The sequence below is a fragment of the Gimibacter soli genome, from assembly GCF_028463845.1.
GTDB lineage: Bacteria > Pseudomonadota > Alphaproteobacteria > Sphingomonadales > Kordiimonadaceae > Gimibacter > Gimibacter soli.
This window is the reverse complement of the sequence record NZ_CP116805.1, coordinates 985,586-1,009,061: the sequence shown is the minus strand read 5'-3', so window position 1 is coordinate 1,009,061 and position 23,476 is coordinate 985,586. Positions and strand designations below refer to the sequence as shown.

Genomic DNA, 23,476 nt, shown 5'->3' with positions numbered 1-23,476 from the left:
TAAAAGCGCAAGCGTGCGCTACGCCCTGTCCCCGGGCAAATGCCATGCGACCGATCTTTCCTCAGGCCCGTCAACAACCAAGCTACACGTCAGCGGCAGCGGCGAAAGCCTGCGGGTCACCGACCAGACATCTGCGGGCACCAGGGCGGCAAGGGTTGGCAAAAGCTTGCCATCGCGCAGCTTCACCAAGGCTTCCTTCTGCGTCCATAAATCAAAAAAAGCTTGCCGGGCTTCGCCTTCGGGCAGGCTTGCAAGCCTCTGCATTTCATCCGGATGATAGCGCCGCGTGGCGGTGCGCCGCCAATCAAGCGCGCGGCCCGGCGCTTCGATATCGATGCCGACGGGCAAATCCCGGCTGACCGCTACTGTCACCCAGGCGCGGCCTTCATATTGCGTATGGCTCACCGAGAAATGCGGCCCTGCGGCCCCGGCAGACACCAGCGCCACGCGCCCTGCCCCCGATTGCGTCAGCATCACATTTTCAGGTGGCAGCGCCAGCACCGCGCCAAGCATCTGGCGCAACAACGCCCGCCCGCAAGCAAAGGCTCGGCCCGCGCCCGGGTCCATGCCGACATGCCGCTCCCGCTCCGTCGCGCTCAGAAGCGACAGGTCAGCGGGGCCATCCGGCACGGGCGCAAGCCTTATCTCGATATCAGCCAAACGGGTCATTCCCCAGATAAAGCGCTGCCTCGGCAGCCCTGCGACGAACCAGCCCCGGCAGACGCCTGCCGCCCGCAAAAATCCAGCGGCCGAACTCCATTACAGCGGTTGCATCATTCTCCTTTACCTTGCGTCGCAAGGTCGAGGCATGAAAGGCCGCCGCGCCCACGTTATAGACAAAGGAGCCAAGCGCAACAATCTGCGCATTCGCCAGCTCAGCAGGTTGTGAAAGCCTGATTGCCATCTCGGACGCGGCGCAGAAATCCCGCTGAAGCAACACTTCTGCCTCGTCCCGCGATATTGCCGGTGTCGCCACACCCACCCGGAAGCCCCGGATATCGTAAATCGACCCCCAGCCGAGCGTCCAGATTCCGACCGGGTCACGCATCGGCTCAAGAAGCGGCGTGCGTCGGTCGCCGTCATGTAAGCCTTCAAACCGCTTGATGAAATCAGGCCCCTCCGTCACCGTAGATTGCCCTGCCGCCTGAGCGCGCGGTCCACGAACCAGAAAGCTAGGATGGATGAAAGGATCGCCATGTCGGCCTCCGTCCATGCACCCAGAAGTGTGGCAACAACGCTGCCCTCAGTGCGGTAGGCGGCGATCAGGGTTGCCGCCTTGTACGCTGTGTAAAGGAGCATCCACCAGTAAGTGACAAGTGGGCGAACGAGCGCTGACAGCGCATCCGCGATCCAGATACCGGTTCGCTTCCCTTGCGCCTTGATCGCTTCCATCATGGCATTCAGCTCACCCGTCCGTTCGGTCACGGCAAGCTCGGCCATCCGCATATCAACCTGCCGCTCGGCAGCATCATAACCGAGCTTGGCCATTCTGAATTCGTGTTCCCGGTCGGCTTTCGAGCGGAAAAGGCCGATGATTTCAGGGGCAAGACGGGTGAGCGCTCCGCCGATCAGGCTTTCAAGCACCATGTCATTTGCCTCCGAACCAGCCGCTGTGGGCGCTCATCACCGCGCCAAGCGCGATGAAGGCCCAGAACAGCACCCGCCCCAACTGGCGCATGAAACCCGCCCGCACATGTCGCCAGTCGGAAAGCATACTGCGCAGATCGCGCACATCCTCGCCGGCGTCGGCGTCATGCAGGCCCACCCCTTCAAGCGCGCGGCGGGCGCCCAGCGTGGCGGCACGTTCCAGCATGGCCTCAAGGCTTTCGGGGCTCAGCACCACCAGCCCGTCGGCATTTTCGAAGGGACCGGATTGTTCCATTTTTCATTTCCTCAGATTGCGGATTCTGGCCAGACGATGGCATTCACGAGTGTCTTGACCTCAGCGGGACTTAAAGCAGTTGCCACCGCCTGTTTCGCAGCAATCCTGACGGCCTCGACCGCTGCATTGAAGCCATGCCATTCGGCTGCCATCGCCAGATAAAGTGTCGCCACGCCGGCGGGTGTGGCCGCATCGATGCCAACGCCTGCGGCGATATAGGGATAGTCAGCCAGATGCGCGTCGGGGTTCCCGCTCGCCTCCACTTCAGCAGCATAACGGCGGGCTTCTTCTTCCTTCGCCTTATAGGTCGCGTCGATCGCATAGCCGGGGCTGCCGATCTGCCGCCTCGCCTCGCCTGCTTCCACATCGATCCGGTCAAGCGCCTCCCGTTTCGCGGCGGCCAGAAGCGCGCCAGGGTCTTCAACCACAAGCACAGGCACTGGCGGATCAGCGGTGATGTCAACGCGTTCCCGGTAGGGGTCAACGAAACGCCCGGCCAGCAATATGCCAACCCCGGCGGGTGGCGTCATCGGCGCAGGGTATGGCCAGGGTTGGCACAGGGCGATAATCCCGGTTGCCAGATCATACTGGATCTGGAATTGCGCTTCGCTCATCGACGGTACTCCTCAAGGAAAGTGGAGCCGTCCACCGCCGTCAGCGTCGTCGATCCCGAACTGGGCGTGATGACGATACCGTAGGACGACTGCGGTTCGGTCGCATTGCCGCCCGCCGCGCTGTCGATCCCCGTGAACAGATGGAAGGTCGGCGTTGTGGTGAAGGTCACCGTCTTTTCGAAAATGACGGCGCCCTCGAGGAAATCGCCGCCCGTGCTTGGCACCTTGCGGTAAATCTGCACCGTGCAGGTCTTGGACGTGCTGGTGCGGAAATAGCCCGAGAAGGCCCAGCGGACATAAGACCCGAGCGGATGAAATGCCTGGATCACAGCTTTCGGTGAACTGGTCGAAATCGGGCCGGAAAAATTGATCGGCATCATCACCACGCTGGTGGCAGCCCCGGCGACGAGTTCGTTCCAGGTGGCTAGATCCTTGTCAGCGAGCGACCCCGTGTTGCGGGTGGCGCCTTCTTCCACATCCGACCGGGTCGGCAGCGGCGGGCGGGGCTCGCTGCCCTTGCAAAGGAACGGTCGCCGTCCGGCAACCGTACCGGTCAGCTCCACCCCGTTCTGCCGCTGAACACGCAGGGACGCCGACACCGCATTTGCCGGCACGGTGATACCGCCACGCGAGACGGTCCGCCACGCGCCACCCGTATCCACAACACCTGAAGACACAGCCTTGACCGCATCGCCGCCGCTATCATGGAAAACCATGTAGCAGCCGCCCTTGCGCGCACCACCCGTCAGCACATCACAGCCAAAGCTGATCGTGTCGCCAGCTGCCAGTCCCTCGGCTGCGAGCGATATCGAACCGAAATTGCTTTCGGCCTCGCTGTCCACAGGCGGGAAGGCGGCGGTGTAATATTGATCAAACAGATTGCCAACCGCAGCAGCGTCACCGGCACTGCCAAGCCCCACCCGCCCGACAGCGATATAATCGATCAGGAAGGCGTCCTCGTTCGGGCTGCTATCAGGCTCGAACCGCAACTGGCGGATTGTGTGCCCGGTCCAGTCCGGATCGAATGACAGGTCGAACACATAGGTCGTCCAGCCATCGGGGCTCACCAACGGTCGCGTTGTCAGCGTATAGATACGGTCTGAATAGCTGAAATTGGTGTCGCCCGTTCGCTTCCACAGAAGCCGTGGCCGGGCATTGGCAACCGCCGAGCCTTCCGGTCGCCGCACACGCACCTGCACCAGTGGATAGGTGCCGCCGTTGATCTTCAGGTCGCTGTCGCTGTCGATACCGCAGGAATTATTGTCCGCAATCCGCGCAAAACTCAGATACCGGCTTTCCAGCGTGAGCGTCGCATTGTGGCCGGTCCAGTCGATGTCCGCACCGCTCACGCCACCGAAATCCCACAGGGCATCGGGGTCGGGGAAGAACTGGTTGTCGGCTGTCACGTCCGCCCAGTCGTCTGGCTTGCCGTCGCCATCAATATCTTCCCACACGACCGTACCGCTGCCTGCCACATCGGGGCTAGTGACCGTGCCACTGGCCGCCGGGCCGATGAGCCCGTTACCCAGTACGTGGCGGGCACGCACCTCGAGCGCCATTTTCTCGGGCACTTCCAGAAGCACGTCATTGTCGCCGCGCAGGGCCGACCCGCCAGCCCGCCAAACGCTCGTACCCACTTTGCGAACATCGACAAGGGTGGAGGCAACCGCCGGCCCCGGCGCGTTCCAGCCAACATTGATCGCCGCCGTTTCGCTGCCATCGGTGTTGGTGAGGGTAACGGGGCTGAGCGTAAGCCCGGTCACCGCCGAAACTTCCCGGCCGCTGATGCTGCGAAGGGAGGGATTGGCATTCTTGTCCAGTTCCTCGGTCGCGGCATTCCAGCTGTAGATCGCTGCGTCCTCGGCAATAAGCCCGAGCCGCACAGTGAGCGGCTTGCCCGCAGCAGGGGGCATTGTTTCATGTTCGACCACACGGAAATCTTCGCTGCTGGCATCGAACCCGAGCCCGGAATGGTGCACGATCACCACATCCATCGGCTTGACAAGCAAGCCCTTGGCGCCTGTCTCCAGCGTCATCACGGCTTGCCGGGCCTGCCCAAGCGCGATCTTGGCGTGGCGTTGGGCTTCGCGGTGATCCTGGCAAAGCGGCAAATGCAGGTTAAGGACAACCTCGCCCTCCATGGCCTGTGCGGCGCTATCCACAAAAGCCGGAAACTCGGCGGGCTCAAACCCCGCTGTCGGATCGATGAAGGTGCCGCGCACCTCGTTGTAGCGCTGGCCGGACGGCAGCATCGCCGAAAAGGTGGCGGCGATGATATCATCGTCACCGAAGGTCACGGCAGTGGCATAGCCGGCGCTCCCCGCATGGATCACCAGTTTGCCGCCCAGCCACTGCATACGCCCGCTCATGGCCGTCAGCATCAAACGCAGGTTTTCAAGCTTGGGCCGGGCGCTGTCGATCAGGCCGTTGAGGCTGTAGCGAGGGATTGCGCCACCTACCTTCACGCCGATGCTTGTATCGCAGATCGATGCTGCTGCCACGACAGCCGGGATATCGATTTCCTCCGAAGGGACGGCATTACCGAGCGCGTCGTCGGGATCAAGGAGGAAATCGAGAATGCACAGCGCCGGATTGGTTGAATATTCCCATGTGGCGGGATCGTTCAGCCTGTGGGCCCCCGATCCGCCCGCGACACTGCTGTCCTTGCGCGGGTCATAGAGCCGCTTGCCAAGCACATCGATGGAACAGCGGCGCAGCTCCCCCGCGCCGTATGGGAATTTGGCGTTATCATAGAGTGCCTTGACGGCATAATAGGCGATACCCTGCTCCTTGTGCGCGGCTGTCCAGCCTTGGCTAGCCGCCACCAGCGCAGGCTCCGCCACCGTCTGGCGACCGTCATGGGTATATAGCCACAGGTTCCCGGCAAGGTCGCCGGTCGCAGCACCAGCACTGAAGCTGACAGCCTGATCCCCCAGCATGAACTGACCAAAGCCATGAACGGGATGATCCGCCACCGCCCGCACAAAAACGAGCGTGTCGTTCGGGATGTCGTTGCCGGCAGATGTGTCATATTCCTCGATAAAGACTTCGGCACCCCCCACGCGCACCCGACCGTAAATCGCCTTGCGGGTATCGACGCTGTTGGTGATCGGGGTTTTGGCATCGGCCTGTTGGCCCATGTCGCGCGCACTCGGTGCCAGCACGCTCGACAGCAGTCCAAGCCCTGCGCCCAGCACGGCGCCCGATGCCGCAATCGCTGCATAACCGCTGAGACCAAGGAACGATGCCTTGCCAAGCTCAACCCCGAGCCAGGGATTATTTGTCGCAACCGTCACAATCGCGACCGCCGCCACGAACAGCGCGGTTTTTACAATCTTTCCCATCTCTCAAACCCTCCAGGCGGCAATGCAGGCGCTGACAGGCAGCGATATCCAGCCGGCCTCACCGGGGAAGAGCGCACCAGCGCCGATACAGATGCCAAGGGCTTGGCCCCTGCAGGCGTCATGCTGCGCCTTGTCGGTCAGCACCAGATCCCCGGCTGTTGCCATCGCGGGCGGGATGGGCGCGGCACCCGCCGCCCCAAAGACTGGCGCGACGGTTTCAAGGAGGCTTGCGCCCCCCATCACGCGCGCAGCCCCGGCTGCACTCCGGTAGCGGCCACGCCAGCCTTTCATGAGATCAGTGCCGGTGACGGCGAGGATGACGCCCGCCGCCGCCGTGCAGCAGTCATGGCGCCCATAATGAAAAGGCTGCCCCTCGGCAGCCTTGATGGCGGCGCGCAAGCGCACCGGCCAGTCAGCATAACGTTGCATGGAGTGCCCCTAGCGAAGTTTGACAGCCGGATTGAAACCGCCGCCGTAGATGCCGGCGGTCTTGGCCCCGCCACCGGTCGCGGCTTTCGAGGCCTCAAGCCCCCAATAGATGGTCTTGTTCAGGACCGCCGGCACGAACTCGAAAAAGCGGTCACCCGTATGACGCCGCACCTGATCGGCCTGCGTCCGGTAGCGGGTCATCTGCCGGCTCAGCAGCGCCATCCGGCTTTCGATCTCGACCGTGATGCGCGCTTCCTTTGGCCCGCTTGAAAGGTTCATGGCGCTGATTTCGCCCGCAAACATCAGGGCCGCATCACCGTCGAGCATGGCGAGCGTTTCAGGATCAAAAAGCCCGAGCCACACATAACCGCGCCGCCCGCGATAGGCCGCCGACCTGGCATCCGCCAGCAGGTTCGCCGGCAGCCCGTTCAGGCTGAGCGACAGGCCCGGCATCGCATTCTTCACCCCGGTCTTGATCGGCCCGATATCGCCCATCTGGCTGATCCCGGTCCAGGTCTGGCTATTCCACTGAAGGTCCCCGATGCCACCCCATGCGCGCACCGGGTCGCCTTCGATATCGAGCCACACGATGGGGATAAGCATCACTTCCGGCCCGCCAAGTGCGGCTGTGCCTTCAACGCCAAATCGCGGATCGGTCATTCCAGCGCTCCTTCCACGGCGAAGCTGAAGGTGAAAAGGTTCATCTGATCGCTCGTCGGTGCCACAAACCCCGCTGCCAATCGGAACAGGCCTTTGGGACCATCGGTGACAACCGCGCTGTTATCCGCAGGAGCCGTGTAGATGGCCGGCGCGATATCAAGCGTGGCATTGCCACCGCTATCGCTCCCCACATCCTTCGTCACCCTGTGCAGATGATTACCGATCTGGATCACGTCGCCGCGGCGTAAAAGCCCGGCAACATTCGCTCCCCAGCCGTCCGTCACAATCCTCGCGCCAAGCTGTCCTGCCCCCTTCACACGGCCACTGGCGATGCCACCCGCCCCACCGCTCGCCACAGTGAAATCGGGATGCGGCATCCAGAAGGTGCCGACGAAGCCATCAAGCGCATCGAAAAAACCGAGCCAATCGGTCGCCTGCGCCTTGGTCATCGGCGGCATCGTCAGTTTTCCCGTCCAGCGATCACCGGGGGCGCGCTGTACCTGCAGCAGGCGGCTGTAGCTTTCTGTCTTTGTCTGGTTCCGGTCGATATAAAGCTCCACCGCGCTCGGCGTCGGTGACGAGGGCATGACGAGGGGATATATGATGCTCATCGGCTCACGCTCCGCGCCGCAGGGAGGAAAGCACCGCCATTTTCGATGCCTCCACAATGGCGGGCATGGCGTTCTCGATCATCGCGCCAATCGTCGGCGCCGGTACGAGGTCGAAATTCAGCGTCTGTTGCACAGTCACACCCGGTCCAATGGACCCGCGTGTGTCGGCGGCATTTATGACGGTTGCCGGACGGTGGGCCACAACAAGTTCCGGCCCGCGCTCGCCAACCAGCGTCGGTGTGCCGGGCTGCAGCCGGCCGCCACCGGCTTTGCCGAATCCAAAAAAGCCCGGAAGAATTGCCTGCAGAAGCCTGTCGAAGGCCTTGGACGCGAGCGTCGAGATTGCCTGATTGACCGGTTGCACCAGTGTTTCCAGAACAGACGTACCGAGCTTCCGGAATGCCGCCTGCAGGTCATCAATCAGTTCCAGCACGTTCAGTTTGATCTCAAGCAGCCCCTTCTCGGTGGACCGGGTGGATGCTTCCTTTTTCGGCTGCTCCTGTGCGGCGTCATCCGGCGTTCCGGTGCCGGACTGGTTGCTGCCACGCGCCTTATGTTCCGCGATAGCCGATGACGCGCCCCCACTGAGACTTCGGGCAAGGGTCGAAAAAACGGCACTTGCCTCTGCCAGCACACGCGCTGCTTTCTCAAGCTCTCGGGTCACAAAGCCGTTCTCCAGCATTTCGGCAATGGTCTGCCCAAATGCACCAATTTCGATGCTGTCATTCATGATCTCGTCCTCGTTCTGATGGCGACATGTGTTCGCTCTATGTTCTTTTTTCTTGAATGGCGGGAAGTCCACCGCTAACACTATTCAGGATTGCATATTGCTGTAGGGGAGACGCTGATGCCGTTCCGCTTGTTTCTCACCGCCCTTGTCGCGGGCTGTCTGGCTGGCTGCATGGCACGAGGTGAGTATGTTGCCGAGCGCGCGGCGACGGACCCTGCGCTCGTCCTCAAGCATTCTTCCGTGGAATTCGATGCACATCAGCAAACCACGCATCTAAAAAGTGCGATCATTTATTCGAACGGCTTCGGCAACTATGATCGATATTTTCTGCGTGCTGATCGCGGCCAAACCGATGCAGCGGCACGGCGGGACTATATGCAGCTCTATTTCATCCTCTGGAGCGACAACTGGAACTATTTTGATCGGGCCTACGTGAACGGCGCTGAACTGCCGCTACAAGTCCTCAGCCGAGATGCCGTTTCATGCACGGCTCGCGACGGCGGCAAATGTACTGAAGCCGAGATTCAAGCCTGTGGCCGGAATCTTATCCAATGCTCAGTCAATGAGGATGTGGCCCTGAAGCTCACCGAAGACGATCTTGCCCGCCTTGGCGGCACGGGCCTCTCAATCCAGATCGCAGGGCGCAGTGGTACAAAGAATTTCGACATCCCTGCAGGCTTTTTCGAAAGCTTCCAGATGCTGCTTGCACAGCATCGGAACACACCTGCCAACTAAAAGCCATGACCTGCCGGCATTGAATTCCCGCCCTACTGACGTTATGGTCCGCACAGTAGCGCGGCCAGGGGCCGCAGCCAGGAGCGCAACGTGGCAACTCTCGAAAATCTGATTGGCGAAACCGGCATGGGGATCGCTGTTTTTGTTCTGATCATGGCGGCTGTCTTCTGGGCATTCGCTCCGTTCGCCATCTTCGGCCTGAAGAAACACCTTGAAAAAGTTTCGTCAGAAATGACGGCCCTCGTCGATGAGATCGCAGCCTTGCGTGAAGCCCTCGAAGGACGCCGCCACCAACAGCCCGGCGCCACCCTGCCACAACGGCCTGAAGCGCCGCGCAATCAACCCGCAGCCTTTGCTGAAGAAGCAACGGCGCAACCCCAGCCCGGCCGCCGCGAGCCCATCCTTGGCGCGCCCACCCGCACAAGTGCCTCCGGCCTGCGTGCCAATCGCGACGAATAGCCTCTAAACCCCGGAACCCGCGCCAGCGATCAGGGCCGCTAGCTCCGCTTGCGTCAAAGGGGATGGCTGCGCGCGGATCTGACATCCTGCACCCAGCCCTATTCCCCGCGCTCTTTGCCAACCGGCAATGGCGTATAGAAGCTCGGGCAGTGTCGCAGAGAAGAACACATCAGGGGACCAGCCAAGATAGCCCATAGCCAGCATCATGTCGGGTGTGATGGTGCTCTCCGGCCCCGTACCGGCTTTTTTCCGACGCTCTCCTCAACCACTGGCGAGCATTCGCTTCCCGAAAAAGTAAGCTCGAGACATCGTGCAATGGCTTTTGCGGCTGTCGCAATACCCGCTTCATGGATGTCAGCTGCTGCCGTCCGGCGGGCGCCTTCATCCGCTGGCGCGCCGCCCGTCATGGCAACAAGGAGCGCCGCCAGATCACCAAGGCGGCACTCCGGCAGACGGGTGGTCAAGAGCGGCACCAAACCCATATCGAAATGATCTTCAAGGTCCAGAATACCGCCGATCTCAAGCCGCAAGCGCCTTACCTGCCGCCCGACCTTCAGGCTCACTTCGCCGGAAATCTGCCGCGCCATCACGCAGCCTCCGCTGTGAATGCAACGACACCGGCGCTGTCGAGGCTGATTGAATAGGTAACCTCCCCGTTATGTTCGCCGCTCATTTCCAGCGATTTGATGGCGAACATGCCGCTGTAGCTGCCAAGGCCAGGCACAACGAGTTCGCAGTCAACAAGCTCGCCGGCAGCGATTTTGGTATTGAGCATCTTGACGATATCGTCTGACACGAAAACGCCGGAACCGGATGTGGAAAGTGCCCGGGTGCCGCCTGCCATCAGTGCGCGGTAACCACCCGAATCCTTCGAAGTCACGTCAATTGTCTCACCCGAAAAGGTGAAACTGTTGGTGCGGAAACCACCTGCGGCCTCGTAGGTCGCGCCGTTCCTGATCTTCAGCAGCAGAAGCTTACCATAAATGCCCTCAGGTCTGCGTCGTCACCCTTCCGGATGAAGCCGTCGAAGAAGGCGGTCTTGTGCGCCGTAGCGGCTTCGGTTGCCGCTTTCACCTCCGGCACGGCGCCGGGGCGCGCCAGTCTGGTTTCAATCTGGCCAAGCCGCGTTTCGAGCGCAGCGAGGCCGGTTTCGGCGGCGTCCGCATAAGCGTCAACTGCCGATTTAAGATCGGTGAGTTCCATCTATCTGTCCTTCAATGTTGTTCGGAATGACAAGAGCCATTGAAAGCGACATCCCGTCACACTCGCCGGCACCGGGTCCGTCCACTGCTTCGCGCAGGCAACGGCAAGCCCGGAAAACAAAAAAGGCGCCCGGTGGGGCGCCCTCGTTCAAATCTGAAAATGTTGTTTCAGTCAGGAAGAGTCTTTGGTCCGCTGCCGGATTGAAACCAGCATCACAATTGCCCCCATGAGGGCCGTCAGCATTTCCGGCGTCACCAGCGTGAACAGCACTCCCTGCCCCATGCCCGGGCCGTAAAAGACCGTCCATAGTGCCGTCGGCAGGCTGCGGATCAGCCAATAAAGGCCCAGGAGAAACGCGCCAGCCTTGAGGAGGCGATCAGGCGTTGCCTCAATGTCCGGCGCCATCACTCCGCCTTGCATCAGGAGCGCGATACGGGGCGCCAGAACCCAAAGGGCAATGCCAAGCGCGAGCTGGAACAGATCAAATTGCGGCTGCCAGCTGTACTGGCCAGCTGCAGCATCATGGCCAACCCTGATAAGCAAACCGGAGACAAGCCCCTGGAATGCGAGCAGTGAAAAGAACAGCGCAATAAACCGCACAAGTGTTGTCGCCAGAGCCTGCAACTTCATAAGTCCCCCTTATCCCGAATAGGTCACCCTTATATTCTGGCCGAATGGTGCAAGGCTTCGGGCCCGCACCTGTGGTTCCTGCCAGCTACCACCCGGCAGGCGCAGGGTGAGGCTACCGGAAGGCGCACTCAACCCTCCGGCGATAGTGCGGGCAGTAGCCGGGCCATGCAAGCCCTGATAAGCCACCTCCAGCTCGATCGCGCCTACAAGTTCGCCAGCGCCGGAGAAATTGACCAGATAGTCGAAATCCTCACGGCCGAAGCCGGTGGCCGGCAGCCGCACCCAGGCGCCAAATTGGCCGGGTGGCGCTTCAACGCTGACCACCCCTGCATCCTTGCGCGCAAGGCGCGCCATCATGGTTGCAATCATGGCGCTCTGGTCGTCAGACGAGCGGGCCAGTCCTTTATACCCTTTCGCCGTCACCGCCTTGGCCTGCATGCGTGTAAGGCCGGCTTCCCTCAAAAAATGCTCCAATCCGCGCGGACTGCTGATCTCCGGTGCTGATTTTACTGCAGCCACACGGGCAAGCTCGTTCGCGGGAAAGGTGACGAGGGAGATTTCCATCAGATCGGCCTTCAGGATGGTGCGGACACCGGCCGCAACGTCGCGGCTGGCTTCGCGGGTCACAAATCCGATGGAAAGCCCGTCGAGCGCACCCATTTTCAAAAGGTCATAGGCTTCCTTGCCCCGCCCCTCCATGGAAAGGCGCCCCTTCACATGCAGGCCGCGGGCATCTTCCGCCACATGGTCAAAACAACCGATGGGCTCCTTGGCATTGTGCTGCCACAAGAGCGCCGGCATGCGCACTTTCAGGCTTTCGGCGAAGGCACCCTTTGCCAGACGGTCCCCGTCCCTGTCCACATTGCCGAACACGGCGCCGTAGCCCTCGAACGTGCCGGCCGGTCCCGCTGCCTTCGCCTCGAGCTTCAGATCGATCACATCATGCATCCATGTCTTCCTTTGTGTTGGGGCCATAGCCAAGGGCAGCACGCTTCTCGTTGCGGGTCAGGAAATCGGCCCGGGTCAGCCGGTCGAACTTTGCTTGCCGTTTCGGCTCCAGCGCCGGAATCTCGTCCAGATCCATTATCAACCGAACGTTCGGTCCATATTCTGGTGCGAGCCAGGCATTAAGCTCACCGACCAGTTCCGAAGCCAGCGGAATGATCGTGTCTTCCCACACGGATTGCCGGGCCTCGGCATAGTTGGAATAGGTCTGGGCATCCGGGATACCGAGCATCTGGGGCGGCACGCCGAACGCGAGCGCGATTTCCCGCGCGCTCATATTCTTGGCGGCCTGCCAATCCATATCCTTCGGCGACAGCCCCATATGCTGCCATTTAAGCCCGCCTTCCAGCAGCAGTGGACGACCGGCATTCACCGGCCCCATGTGGCGTTCTTCCACCTGTGTCTTCAGATGGGCGAACTGCGCCTCGGTGAGCGGCACCCCGCCGTCCTCCTGATAGAGGACGCCAGAGGGGGTTCCGCCATTCTGGATGAGGGCGAGGTTCCAGCGGCTGCCTTCGTTGTGGGCATCGATCGCCATCGCCGCCGCCTCCAGGGGCGCCATGCCGTACCAGTCCGACAAGGGATTGAAGCTTTTCCAGTGCAGCATCGCCGACGCCTCGAAGGATTGCCGGCGCCCGAGAACGGTTTGCCGGTATCCGCTGGCGACCCCGTCTGCGCCCTCAATCACCGACATGGTGTCGGGCCGCATCAGCCAAAGTTCGCCCGGCGGGCGGCCATCGGGGCCGATCTTCAGGGCATAGCTGTTGCCGGCGATCAGGTAGAAGCCGACCATCTGGTACAGAAGCCCTGCCCCCTTCAGCTTCGGATTGGGGCGCCGCAACAGATCAAGGAGCGGATGTCGGTCCATCGGCACATCGCCCACCATCACCTCCAGCGGGATCGATGCCATCCCGCGCGCGACCAGATTGATCGCCCGGTAGGCGACGACATTCTGCTGATAGGCTTCGCTCGCCAGACGGTCATATCGGCGCGGGGTCGCGACGGCATCGCCCGGCAGTGTCCGGGCCAGAAGGGGTTTCGGCGCCGCTTTTGCCTCGGGCCGCAGGGCGCGCAATCGCGAAAGGAATCGCATCAAAGCATCCTCATGTTCAGGTTGACGGGTTGGGTCAGCATCAGGTCGGTCAGCGCCCAGACCAGCGCATCCAGCCGGTCAGGGCTCGCGCCGCCCGGCAAGCTGCCGGTGAAATTGGCCATCTGGTCTTCAAGGGCGGGGAAACAGGCGGTGTGGTGCACCCTGCCCTGTTCATAAAGGGCCGCCACGGGTTCAGCCCGCAGCCGTTTGCCAACGCGGGCATGCACCCGCTTCACCGGCACGCTCGCGTCCACCTGTCCGATCAGGGCCGGCACAAGATCGCCGCCCTGATTGCCTTCCGCGACAATCCGGTCGGCCTGCAATTCGTGGTAAAGATCCACCGCCCTCGCCGCCCACTCAAGCGGCGTAAGCCCGCGTGACGATTGGTCCGCAAGCACATAACCATGCCCATCCACCCCGAGCCCGGCGGCCACAAGTCCGCACTCGTCCGCTGTCTCGCCAGACGTGACAGGCGGGTCGAGCGCCACGACAATCCGCTGCATCTCGGGCACACCAGAAACCCGCAGCGTCTCGATCCGGTCGCGGGCGAAAAGCGCGCCCGGCGTATCTTCCAGAATTTCAGCGTCCAGTTCCTGCCGGCCCAGTCGCGTGCCGCCATATTTGCGGGTGATTTCATCCAGGAACCCGGCAGCAAGATTGGCGCTATTGTCCCGGGTCCGCCCCCGCGTCACCGCTGTCGCCCTGTCCGCCATCAGCCGCTTCAATAGCGGCATGGGGCGGGGTGTGGTGGTAACAAGCAGCCGGGGGGCATCTCCCAGCCGCAGTCCGAACCGCAGCATGTCGAGCGTCTCGTCCGCCCGCCCCCAGGCGCAAAGCTCGTCGCACCACGCAGCGTCAAACTGTGGACCGCTCAGCCGGTCAGGCTCTTCAGCACCGAACAGCGTAGCAACCGCCCCGTTCGGCCAAGTCAGCAAACGTTTCGAGGGCTCGAACACCGGGCGAGCCCATGGCGGCGAAATCGCGAGAAGGCCACTTTCACCTTCCACCATCACCGCTCGCGCATCACCCAGCGTCGGCGCCACAAGCGCTAACCTTCGCGCTGCACCGCCCTCGACAAGGCCGCGCACCCATTCGGACCCTGATCGCGTTTTCCCGAAGCCTCGCCCGGCCAGCACCAGCCAGCACCGCCAGTCACCCGCCGGGGCAAGCTGTTCGGGCCGCGCCCAGAAGGGCCAATCGTAAAACAGGAGGGCAGTTTCCTCGTCACTCAGCCCCCGGATCAGTTTCTTCAGCGCCGGGCGCGAGAATCTGGCGAGCGAGCTTTTCATAAAGGGCACGTCTCAGCCTTTCCATATCCTGCAGGCCGGTGCGTTGCCGCGCTGCTCTTTCAGTCTCCCGCTCAGCCCAACGCTGCTTCAGAAGAAGGGTCAGCAGCCCGTCAGAAAGCTCGGTTACCGTCGCCACCTGCTCACCGCCCCGAAACACCGGCTTTTCGACACCGTGAAGGGCGCGGCGCACCGCTTCCGCCTCAAGGGCATCGAGCGCGCCGGTGGTAACCGCCGTCTCGGCGTCCCTGAAGGCGGGATCGGTGCGGGACCACCGCCGGACGGTTGACGGAGACACGCCGGCAAAGGCTGCTGCCCCCGAACGGGTTTCGCCGGCGGCGCGGGCGATCAGATAAGCCTGTCGCCGCGCCGCCCGGCCCGGTGGTGACGCTGCAGGGGGGAGGGTCATGGGAATGTCACCACCGGAAGCAAAGTCGGAAAAGGAAACGCCCGCCGGGAGCTATCAGGCTCTCGGCGGGCGCACATTTCCAATCTGATAATCACTATGTAGCAAAATGCCGCAAAGGGTGCAAGATAAATTTTCGAATTTCGTATTTTTTATTGAACTGCGCCAAAATCACTGACGACTCGATACCAAGGCAGAATTGCACGCGGAAAGCGTTCAATGAAATCTTTGATTGTATATTTGGGAGACTGCGAGGCCGAAATGGCTGAATCGGGGCCGAAAAGTGCCGGATTCCACAAAGAAAAGCCCGCCTCAGGGGAAACCCCTTCGGCGGGCGCATTCGGTCACTATGGCTTGACGGATGGTGCCCGATGGGCCGCGCCTACGCAAGCCTTTTTTTCCGAATTCGTTAACGTGTCCGTGATGCTACCCGTTTCCGCGCGGATGAGCAGCCGGGCGATCCAGCCAAGGCCATCGTCATAACGCCTCTTCAACGTCCAGCGCGACAGGCCCTTTGCCCTCTCCGCCCCCAGATGCCCGGACAGGCTGCGCCGAACTTTGGCCCAGGGCATACGCTCCTGCCGGACGCCGTCCTGATGCCAGGCGCCCCAGAAGACGATCCTGCGATCTTCGACATCCGGCAGCAGGCGCAACAGGTCCAGCACCGGCTGCATCAGGTCGATTGACCGCGGCTCTGCCGGTATCCGTTTTGCAGCAGCTACACGCCCCAGCGCTGCCGGCACTGCTGTATGACGGTCCACCTTCATGTCCGGCCACAGGATCTGGCGGGAATAGAGAAGACCGGCCTCCCGGTCGGGCATCCGGCGCAGCGTCCAGACCGCATCGATCATCCGCACCTCGAGAAAGGCGGCTGTCAGGCTGGCATCGGTTTTAACGGGCATGTCGTGCGCCAAGGCACGGATGGCAGTGTCGATCAGATTCTGCATGGCTGTCGGTCCTCATTCTTGATCCGGGCTTGATTTGATCAATTATTTTCGTTATTCGTATTTTTATTATCGTCATTTACGACCATAGTAAATGACATTTTTTACGAGAACCATAATTATAGCGCCATGCGCACCCAGCCCTGGATCAAAGACGCCCTCAAACAGCGGGGTTTCAAGTTGAAGGACTTGGCCGAGACCCTCGGCCTGCCACCGCCGCGCATTTCGGATATCGTTAATGGCACCCGCGAGGTCCAGTCGGATGAAGTGATCCCGATGGCCGAGATGCTGGGCATGAGCGTACGCGCCCTGCTCCTCAGCCTCGCCGCCGGTGCGCCCGTCCCGACGCAGGAAGGCGCGCATGCCACCTTGCCGATCCGTGGTCGCCTGACAGGCAGCGGTGTGCTGGAGCCCCTGCCCGATGATATGGCCTTGCGCGAAGTCGCCGTCCCCCTTGATGCGACAAGCCCGGAGGGGCTTTCCTGCTATCTGATGGGGGACGATAGCCTGGCGCAGGAAATCCGGCCCGGCAGCCTCATCATCGCTGCCGACCCGCGCAAGCATTTCTTCCCGATGACGCCGGGCGTGATCCTGCTGGTTTCCCGCCCGGGCGGCCGCATCGCAGCCCGCCAGTATCACCGCACCGCGAGCGGCGAGGACTGGCTCGTGCCCCTGCCCGAGAAACCGAACCCCGCTTACGAAAGTTGGCCTTTCCGCCTGATGCCCGGCGCGCGCGCCGACAGCACAGGTGCCGACAGTGTCGGCACCGGCGATATTGTCGCGGGGGTATTGTGGGTAACGCGGCGCTATTCGGACTAGCCCAGCACCTCACGCCGCCGGGCGGGCTTCCTCGGCAAAGCAGGAAATTCCCTGAAGCGACGCCACAAACTGGCGGGCAACCGTCTGCCAACTGAACCGGCGGGCAAGATCGAGGCAGGCGTCACGGTCAAAGACCAATGCGCCGCGAATGGCGGTGGCGAGATCATCATCAAGGCAGGCCGCAGGCCGCGCCGCCGGGCTGACCCCGACTGGCAAGGCACCGCCACCACGGCCTTCGGGCCCCAGCACATCAACGGGCCCCTGCACGGGGTAGGCTGCCACCGGCGTGCCGCAGGCGAGCGCCTCGATCAGCACAAGGCCGAAGGTATCGGTCTTGCTCGGGAACACGAAAACATCGGCAAGGCTGTAGGCGGTTGCGAGATCATCACCAAACAGCGCGCCGGTGAAGATGGCATCAGGGAAACGCTGCTTCAGCGAGGCAAGCGCTGGGCCGTCGCCGACCACAAGCCGGGTACCCGGCACATCAGCCGCCAGAAAGGCCTCGACATTCTTCTCGACCGCCACCCGGCCCACATAGAGCTGGATCGGGCGCGGCAGGCTGGCAAGGTCGACGCCCGGGCAAACGCGGGCGATCATTTCTGCCGCCTCGGCATCACTGCGCGGATAGAAAACTGATGTGTCCACCCCGCGGCTCCAGGGCACCAGCCGCTCGAAGCCATGATCTGCAAGGTCGCGGCGTACCGAAGGTGTGGCCACAAGCACGCCCTTGCTCGCCCCGTGGAAACGCCGGAACAGCGGGTAAAACCACGACGCCGGCAGATGGGTCCGCGCGGCAATATAATCGGGGAAGGCCGTGTGATAGGCCGTGGTAAAGGGCAGGCCGTGCTTCAGGCAATAACGCCGTGCGGCCCAGCCAAGCGGACCTTCGGTCGCGATATGGATGGCGTCCGGCCGGAAGCCCTCGATCATCGCCGCCACGCGGAACGGGATATTCAGGGAAAGCCGGATCTCGGGATAGCTCGGGCACGGCACCGTCGTGAAATGCCGGGGCGACAGCATGAAAACCCGGTGCCCTTCAGCGCGGAGCGTGCGCCGCAGGGTATCCAGCGTGCGAACCACGCCGTTCACTTGCGGGTGCCATGCATCAGTGACGATACAGATACGCATCGCCGCACGTTTCACCCCATCGGGGCGCGGGGCGAAGGGGGCCGTCATGCGGCAACCTTGTCGCGCGCGGCGCGGCGCTTGCGGCCTTCGCGCGGCGGGCGGGCGGCTTCTTCGGCGGCCACTTCATCGGCGTAGCGGATGATATCCCACTCGCCTGCATCGGTTTCGACAAGAGCCGTGCAGCTTTCCACCCAGTCGCCATCGTTCAGATATTCGATGTCGCCGATCATGCGGCGTTCGGCATGGTGGATATGGCCGCAAATCACGCCCTGCACACCACGGCGACCGGCCTCGTGAGCGACCGCCTCTTCGAACTTGCCGATATATTCAACGGCATTCTTCACCTTGTGCTTCAGGTAAGCCGACAGCGACCAGTAGGGGTAGCCAAGCGAGCGGCGCACCCGGTTGAAGGCGGTGTTCAGCTTCAGCAGCAGCGAATAGGCATGATCCCCCACATGGGCGAGCCAGCGGGCATATTTCACCACGCCGTCAAACTCGTCGCCGTGGATGACCCAGAATTTGCGGCCATCAAGGCCTTCATGCACGGCTTCCATCTGCAGGCTCACACCCGCCAGATTGTGGCCAACGAAGCCGCGCAGGCCCTCGTCATGGTTGCCGGGGATATAGATCACATCGGTGCCGGATTTCGCCATCTTCAGCACGCGGCGGATCACGTCATTGTGGCGCGTATCCCAGTACCAGGATTTTTTCAGGCGCCAGCCATCGACAATATCGCCCACCAGATACAGTTTCTCGCAGGTGATGGATTTCAGGAAATCATGCAACAGGTCCGCGCGCGAGGAGCGGGTGCCGAGGTGAACATCCGACACGAAAACCGCCCGGAAGTGGCGCTTGCCCTTGCGGCGGATATTGCTGGCGTGATTGTCATCCGCATCGTGCGTATCCTCGTGGCCGGCGCGGTCGCCGTCGATGCCCCTCAGGAGCGCGCTGGCGCCCAGGGCTGCAGCGAGCCCGCCACCTTCGATGGCGGTGAAGGCCAGGATATCGTCATCGTCAAATCGGGATTGAGCCGGCTGGCCGGCAAGGGCGGGGAAACTGCTATTCGAACCATGCGCTGCTTTCATGGCTCCCGTATGCCAGAGCGCCATTACATATAGATTTCAGCGAGTTGACAAATTTATGACGGTGAAAATCTTGAGTCGCCGCCGCAATCAAGCCTTCCATTCCATGAAAGCGGTACGGACCCGCAACGATTCGTCTTTGGAACTTCGATTCTGGAGAAATTTTTATTCTTTCGGAATCAATATGTTGGGGCCTTTTAACCGGTCCTCAATAATTCGTGAGCTAGGCTGATCTTGCATTTGCCTACCGAGATTCTATCTTAGTAGGTGGCGGGGTGACCCGCTAATGCCCTCCGTGGGCGTTTCCTCCCTGAGCCTGGGCCACGCTTCGCGCGTGGCCTTTTTTTTGGGCTTTGGCCATGGAGTTTGGCGGTTTCGCGCGGCAAGCCTTTTGCCGCCACTGAAGCCGCCAGCACCATATACGCCAGTTTCACCCAAGGGAACAGAGGCCCTTCACCCCGCGAACACCACATCATCAAGGTCGCCCATCGTGAGCCCCTTGAGCGTCAGGCTGTCACCCCCGCCGAGGTCAATGGTAATGCCGCCTGATACGCTGCTGGCAGCGGCCTTGAGCGCGGCCGTCGTGGTTATGGCGGCGCTGGTGCCGGCAAGGTCCAGTATGTCGTCGGCTGTCTTGAAGTCGGTGATGGTGTCACTGCCGGTGCCGGACTGGAAGACGAAGGTGTCGTCCCCGCCGCCGCCGGTCAGCGTATCATTGCCAAGCCCGCCCCAGAGCTGGTCATTGCCGGTGCCACCATCAAGATCGTCAGCGCCGACGCCGCCATAGATCGTATCGTTGCCGGCCCCGCCCTCGATCACATCGTTGCGGCCGGTGTCGTTGTCGTCACCCTTGCCGCCATAGAAGATATCGTTTCCGTCGCCACCGATCAGGGTGTCATCGCCCTTGCCGCCGGCGAGCGTGTCGGCGCCTGCCCCGCCATGGATACGGTCATTCCCGTCCCCACCCCATGCGGTGTTGGATGTGGTCTCGGACTGGCTGTTCTCGTCCCCCACCCAGATGGTGTCGTCCCCGATGCTGCCGAAGATCAGATCAGTACCCGATCCACCGACCAGCAGGTCATTGCCTGACCCGCCACCAAGGGTGTCGTTGCCCCTGCCGCCGAGCACAATATCAGCCATGTCGTCCCCGGCCCCGGCCCAGAGCTGATCATTGCCGTCGCCGCCTTCCATCCGGTCGGCGCCGGCCTTGCCGACCAGCACATCATTCCCGGCACCCCCGATCAGCGTGTCATTGCCGGCGTCGCCGTTCAGGTTGTCATCGCCCTGCATGCCATAAAGCGTGTCGGCTCGTGCGCTGCCGATCAGCCGGTCGGCCTGATCGGTGCCGATGGCACTGGTGATCACCGCACCCGCCGCCACCTTGAAGGCAGCTTCCCCGCCAATCAGGCTCGTCTGGCCGGGTCTGAGGTCGATCATCACGCCTTCCATCAGGGCCGCCGCATTGATGGCATCCGTGCCGGCCCCATCCCCGATCACGGCGAGCTTGCCCGTATAGGCCTTCATCAGCCGCCAGTCGTCGGTAAAATAATAGGTGTCGTTGTCGCTGGCCGTGTCGCCCTGCAGCATCAAGGTCAGTTCCGATACCGCGCCGCCATTGCCGTTATCGACCATATCCTCGACGATTACCGTCCAGGTGCCTGCACTCTCCTCGCCCCAGAAGGCACGGCTGGTGGCCTGCCAGTCAAAGTTTGTCTTTTCGTGGAACTTGTAGGTGTCGCCCGAGGTGAGGCCGGGGGTGTCAATGAGGACAGATTTGGTGCCATCCGGCGAGACGAGGGTGATCTGCAGTTCCCGCACGTCATCGTGCCTGAGCGTGAAGGCAAGCTGGGCGACATCCAGATCAAGCGACTGGCCCGACGACACCGTGAACTCGACACTCACCGGCTTGCCGTAGCTGAAGCTGCTGCTCAGATTCTTGGATAGCTCCACCGTCTTCTGGTTGCTGCTCGTATGCGTCATGCCCCAGGTCTCGGCCAATCGCACCGCTGCATGGGCATCAATGATCCCGAAGCCATAATCATCGGAATGATGGAGGCCAGCACCGTTCACCATATCGGACCCGTTCACCGTCCATGGCCGATGTTCGTTCCCTGAGGCCGCCTTGCCGAGCCCGCTGCCGGTATGCTTGCCCGTGATGGCGAGGATCTCCTGCACATCCCGCCAGCCGAGTTCGTTGCCGAAGATATTGTTCTCCGACGCTTCCAGCATCAGCGCCACAACGCCCGAAACGATAGGGGCCGTGGAACTGGTCCCCGTTCCCCACATATAATCGCCGCTATCGAGGCCAAGCTCGGAGAGGTCGTAACCGGCATTCACGAAACCGGAGAAATGCACATCGGCCGATTGCCGGCCTTCGCTGCCCGCCGCCATACCGCCGACGGAATAGACATAGCCGCCGTCCCCGCTGATATCGGTGGTCAGGACAGCCTGATCTTTGAAGCTTGAAACCAGAGGGGCCGTGATGTGGAGGTTGGAGCCGAAGTTGGACTGAAAAGTAAGACCGCTACCATTCACCCGGCCTACCAGAATCTGCTCGAAGGAGAAGGCGTCAATACCGTCATTCAACGAGCTATCCTGGTCACCCTCGTTGCCGGCGCTATTGACCAAAATACTGCCCAACCCATCTCTGGCCTTGGCAATGATCTGATACGTTTCTTCGGCAAAGTCGAGACTTACGTTAGCGTTCCATGCGCCAGAGAAGAATCCCAATCCTTTGCTTGAATAGTTTACAACATCAGCTACGCGCACGTTGAATTGATGAAACCCGCTGCGATCATCAAATAGCTCTGGTGAGTTTGTGCCACCGATTCCGGCTTCGAAGGCAATACCAACAGCACCTATGTCGTTGCTCGCGGCTGAGCCATACACCCCGGTTGTCATAGAGCCATGGTAACCGAGGGCGTCTCCTGCACTTTTAAAGGCAAGGTTTGCGTTCAAGTCTGAATTTGTCATGTCGGGCCGTTCGTGTGTTCCAATAAGGACACCCTTGCCCGAATATTCGTCCCATACAGTCACGACGTTGATGTGGGCTACTTCCTTGACGCTACCGTCGGTTTGGAGCGCGTAGCCGAGCACATTCGCCTGAAACGGCAATAGCGGATCGTTGAAGGGCAGTACCGTTCCGGCGAAGGGCCCGTGGGGGATTTTGAAACTGGAACCAGCCATACGATGATCCTGAAACATGCCCTGACCAAGTCGGGCATCTGTAACAATCTGCATCTCAAAATTGCAGAAACATACAATCAGGACAAGTGGCGGCGCTTGTCACCCTTTCGAGGGAAATGGTAGCGGGATGTTATTCGGCGGCGAGGCGCAGGTCGGTGTCGTAGGTGCGCACCAGTTCGGCGAGGCCGTTGCCAAGGCGGGCTGCCACTTCGGGCATCGCCGGCAGGGGTTCGAGGGTTGCCTCGTCCATATAAAGGCCGCGGCACAGTTCGATCTGCAAGGCATGCACACCGCTGCGCGGGGCGCCGTAATGCTGGGTGGCATAGCCGCCCGAATAGGGCACGTTGCGGCGTACGGTGAAACCGGCCCGCAGGAAGATATCTTCGGCAAGCGCCGTCAGTTCGCGGTCGCAGGCCTCGCCCCAGCAATCACCCAGCACGATATCAGGCCAGGACCGCGCCGGTCCCCAGCCGAAGCGACGACCGCCGCTCACATTCTCGGCCGATGGCATCGAATGGCAGTCCACGAGAATGGCACGCCCATGCCGGTCACGCAGCTGATCCAGTGTCGAGCGCACCTTGGCGTGATAGGGCGTATGCACGCTCCGCACCCGGTGCAGGGCTTCACGCGCCGGCAGCGGCCCTGCATAGATCGGCGCCCCGCGCGATACGATAGCCGGAATGGTGCCGAGCCCCGCCTTCACCCGCGGCGTGCGGCGCACCGTGGCCTCGTCAAGCACGGGGTGGAACATATCAGGGTCCAGCTCGTCCGCCGCCCGGTTGAGGTCGACATAGGCCCGCGCATGCGTCGCCACGATCATCGTGGCACCCGTTTCAGGCAGACCTGCAAAAATATGGTCGACATAGGCATCTTCGCTCTGGCGAAGGCCCGTACCGTCAAGCGGCGAAGCGTCCACGAGGGAAGACGGATAGAAGCGCCCGCTGTGCGGCACAGCAATCAGAAAGGGGCGTTCGGCATCCTTCGGGCGATGCAAATGGAAGGGTGGTGGAACCTCGCCCCCCCGGATCGCCTCGAACTGCAATGGATCGCTGTTTGCCATGACGGCGAACGGTACGCCCGTTCCACCCTAAAGTCATGAATTAAATGAAAATTGAAAATGATTGACGATTTCGGTCCAAATTCTGTGTCAATTGGAAACAGTCAGTCACTTCAAGGACATGGTAGCGCAGTTTTGAGGCGCACAATCGCACACAGATTTGGGCTTGCATC

Annotated in this window: 26 protein-coding genes; 3 read left to right on the top strand and 23 right to left on the bottom strand. The window is 61.7% G+C overall.

Annotated features, from left to right (window positions below; all coding sequences use genetic code 11):
* Positions 1-18: 18 nt before the first annotated feature.
* The 10 genes from PH603_RS04925 to PH603_RS04880 are packed head-to-tail and all read right to left on the bottom strand — an operon-like array spanning position 19 to position 8,351.
* Positions 19-669, bottom strand: a complete 651-nt coding sequence (locus PH603_RS04925; protein WP_289504861.1) for a 4'-phosphopantetheinyl transferase family protein — start codon at positions 667-669, stop codon at positions 19-21.
* Positions 653-1,126 (bottom strand): lysozyme, encoded by a 474-nt coding sequence (locus PH603_RS04920; RefSeq protein WP_289504860.1) that lies wholly within the window; start codon positions 1,124-1,126, stop codon positions 653-655. The genes PH603_RS04925 and PH603_RS04920 overlap by 17 nt, the downstream gene beginning before the upstream one ends.
* Positions 1,123-1,587, bottom strand: coding sequence for a hypothetical protein (locus PH603_RS04915; RefSeq protein WP_289504858.1), 465 nt, complete (start codon positions 1,585-1,587; stop codon positions 1,123-1,125). Before PH603_RS04915 ends, PH603_RS04920 begins: the two co-directional genes overlap by 4 nt.
* Before the next feature lies 1 nt (position 1,588).
* A complete protein-coding gene (locus PH603_RS04910) occupies positions 1,589-1,882 on the bottom strand; it encodes a DUF6127 family protein (protein ID WP_289504856.1) in 294 nt (97 codons plus the stop codon).
* Positions 1,883-1,893: 11 nt separating this feature from the next.
* A complete protein-coding gene (locus tag PH603_RS04905; protein WP_289504855.1) occupies positions 1,894-2,496 on the bottom strand; it encodes a hypothetical protein in 603 nt (200 codons plus the stop codon).
* Entirely contained in the window at positions 2,493-5,840 is a 3,348-nt protein-coding gene (locus tag PH603_RS04900; RefSeq protein ID WP_289504854.1) for a phage tail protein, read from the bottom strand. The genes PH603_RS04905 and PH603_RS04900 overlap by 4 nt, the downstream gene beginning before the upstream one ends.
* A 3-nt stretch (positions 5,841-5,843) precedes the next feature.
* Positions 5,844-6,269 carry a DUF6950 family protein gene (locus PH603_RS04895; protein ID WP_289504853.1) on the bottom strand — a complete coding sequence of 142 codons (426 nt, stop codon included), beginning with the start codon at positions 6,267-6,269 and terminating at the stop codon, positions 5,844-5,846.
* Positions 6,270-6,278: 9 nt separating this feature from the next.
* Entirely contained in the window at positions 6,279-6,929 is a 651-nt protein-coding gene (locus PH603_RS04890; protein ID WP_289504852.1) for a hypothetical protein, read from the bottom strand.
* The gene (locus tag PH603_RS04885; RefSeq protein WP_289504851.1) at positions 6,926-7,540 is read right to left on the bottom strand and encodes a hypothetical protein; all 615 of its coding nucleotides are present in this window, start codon (positions 7,538-7,540) and stop codon (positions 6,926-6,928) included. The genes PH603_RS04890 and PH603_RS04885 overlap by 4 nt, the downstream gene beginning before the upstream one ends.
* A gap of 4 nt (positions 7,541-7,544) precedes the next feature.
* A complete protein-coding gene (locus PH603_RS04880; RefSeq protein ID WP_289504850.1) occupies positions 7,545-8,351 on the bottom strand; it encodes a hypothetical protein in 807 nt (268 codons plus the stop codon).
* A gap of 36 nt (positions 8,352-8,387) precedes the next feature.
* On the opposite strand from PH603_RS04880, the gene PH603_RS04875 reads away from it, so the two are divergent.
* Positions 8,388-9,005, top strand: a complete 618-nt coding sequence (locus PH603_RS04875) for a hypothetical protein (RefSeq protein ID WP_289504849.1) — start codon at positions 8,388-8,390, stop codon at positions 9,003-9,005.
* A gap of 90 nt (positions 9,006-9,095) precedes the next feature.
* A complete protein-coding gene (locus PH603_RS04870; protein ID WP_289504848.1) occupies positions 9,096-9,464 on the top strand; it encodes a hypothetical protein in 369 nt (122 codons plus the stop codon).
* A gap of 203 nt (positions 9,465-9,667) precedes the next feature.
* On the opposite strand, the gene PH603_RS04865 is transcribed toward PH603_RS04870, so the two are convergent.
* From PH603_RS04865 to PH603_RS04825, 9 genes are all read right to left on the bottom strand, one after another.
* Positions 9,668-10,051 carry a GTA-gp10 family protein gene (locus tag PH603_RS04865; protein WP_289504847.1) on the bottom strand — a complete coding sequence of 128 codons (384 nt, stop codon included), beginning with the start codon at positions 10,049-10,051 and terminating at the stop codon, positions 9,668-9,670.
* Positions 10,051-10,422, bottom strand: a complete 372-nt coding sequence (locus PH603_RS04860) for a phage major tail protein, TP901-1 family (protein ID WP_289505638.1) — start codon at positions 10,420-10,422, stop codon at positions 10,051-10,053. Before PH603_RS04860 ends, PH603_RS04865 begins: the two co-directional genes overlap by 1 nt.
* 2 nt (positions 10,423-10,424) lie before the next feature.
* Positions 10,425-10,667: a hypothetical protein gene (locus PH603_RS04855; RefSeq protein WP_289504846.1), complete on the bottom strand. Its 243-nt coding sequence runs from the start codon at positions 10,665-10,667 to the stop codon at positions 10,425-10,427.
* 171 nt (positions 10,668-10,838) lie between these two features.
* Positions 10,839-11,297 carry a hypothetical protein gene (locus tag PH603_RS04850; RefSeq protein WP_289504844.1) on the bottom strand — a complete coding sequence of 153 codons (459 nt, stop codon included), beginning with the start codon at positions 11,295-11,297 and terminating at the stop codon, positions 10,839-10,841.
* Positions 11,298-11,306: 9 nt separating this feature from the next.
* Positions 11,307-12,245 carry an HK97 family phage prohead protease gene (locus PH603_RS04845; RefSeq protein ID WP_289504843.1) on the bottom strand — a complete coding sequence of 313 codons (939 nt, stop codon included), beginning with the start codon at positions 12,243-12,245 and terminating at the stop codon, positions 11,307-11,309.
* Complete coding sequence (locus tag PH603_RS04840) at positions 12,238-13,395, bottom strand: phage portal protein (protein WP_289504842.1); 1,158 nt, start codon at positions 13,393-13,395, stop codon at positions 12,238-12,240. Before PH603_RS04840 ends, PH603_RS04845 begins: the two co-directional genes overlap by 8 nt.
* Positions 13,395-14,684, bottom strand: coding sequence for a DNA-packaging protein (locus PH603_RS04835; RefSeq protein WP_289505637.1), 1,290 nt, complete (start codon positions 14,682-14,684; stop codon positions 13,395-13,397). The genes PH603_RS04840 and PH603_RS04835 overlap by 1 nt, the downstream gene beginning before the upstream one ends.
* Positions 14,620-15,090, bottom strand: a complete 471-nt coding sequence (locus PH603_RS04830; protein WP_289504841.1) for a hypothetical protein — start codon at positions 15,088-15,090, stop codon at positions 14,620-14,622. Before PH603_RS04830 ends, PH603_RS04835 begins: the two co-directional genes overlap by 65 nt.
* A gap of 344 nt (positions 15,091-15,434) precedes the next feature.
* Positions 15,435-16,034: a hypothetical protein gene (locus tag PH603_RS04825; protein WP_289504840.1), complete on the bottom strand. Its 600-nt coding sequence runs from the start codon at positions 16,032-16,034 to the stop codon at positions 15,435-15,437.
* A gap of 126 nt (positions 16,035-16,160) precedes the next feature.
* On the opposite strand from PH603_RS04825, the gene PH603_RS04820 reads away from it, so the two are divergent.
* Positions 16,161-16,850: a helix-turn-helix domain-containing protein gene (locus tag PH603_RS04820; RefSeq protein ID WP_289504839.1), complete on the top strand. Its 690-nt coding sequence runs from the start codon at positions 16,161-16,163 to the stop codon at positions 16,848-16,850.
* Between the two features lie 9 nt (positions 16,851-16,859).
* On the opposite strand, the gene PH603_RS04815 is transcribed toward PH603_RS04820, so the two are convergent.
* From PH603_RS04815 to PH603_RS04800, 4 genes are all read right to left on the bottom strand, one after another.
* Positions 16,860-17,978, bottom strand: a complete 1,119-nt coding sequence (locus tag PH603_RS04815; protein ID WP_353507382.1) for a glycosyltransferase family 4 protein — start codon at positions 17,976-17,978, stop codon at positions 16,860-16,862.
* A gap of 44 nt (positions 17,979-18,022) precedes the next feature.
* Positions 18,023-19,063, bottom strand: a complete 1,041-nt coding sequence (locus PH603_RS04810; protein WP_289504836.1) for a UDP-2,3-diacylglucosamine diphosphatase — start codon at positions 19,061-19,063, stop codon at positions 18,023-18,025.
* A gap of 450 nt (positions 19,064-19,513) precedes the next feature.
* Complete coding sequence (locus PH603_RS04805; protein WP_434783318.1) at positions 19,514-21,646, bottom strand: proprotein convertase P-domain-containing protein; 2,133 nt, start codon at positions 21,644-21,646, stop codon at positions 19,514-19,516.
* 730 nt (positions 21,647-22,376) lie between these two features.
* On the bottom strand, positions 22,377-23,306 hold the full coding sequence (locus PH603_RS04800; protein WP_289504835.1) for an N-formylglutamate amidohydrolase: 930 nt from the start codon (positions 23,304-23,306) through the stop codon (positions 22,377-22,379).
* Between the last annotated feature and the right edge of the window lie 170 nt (positions 23,307-23,476).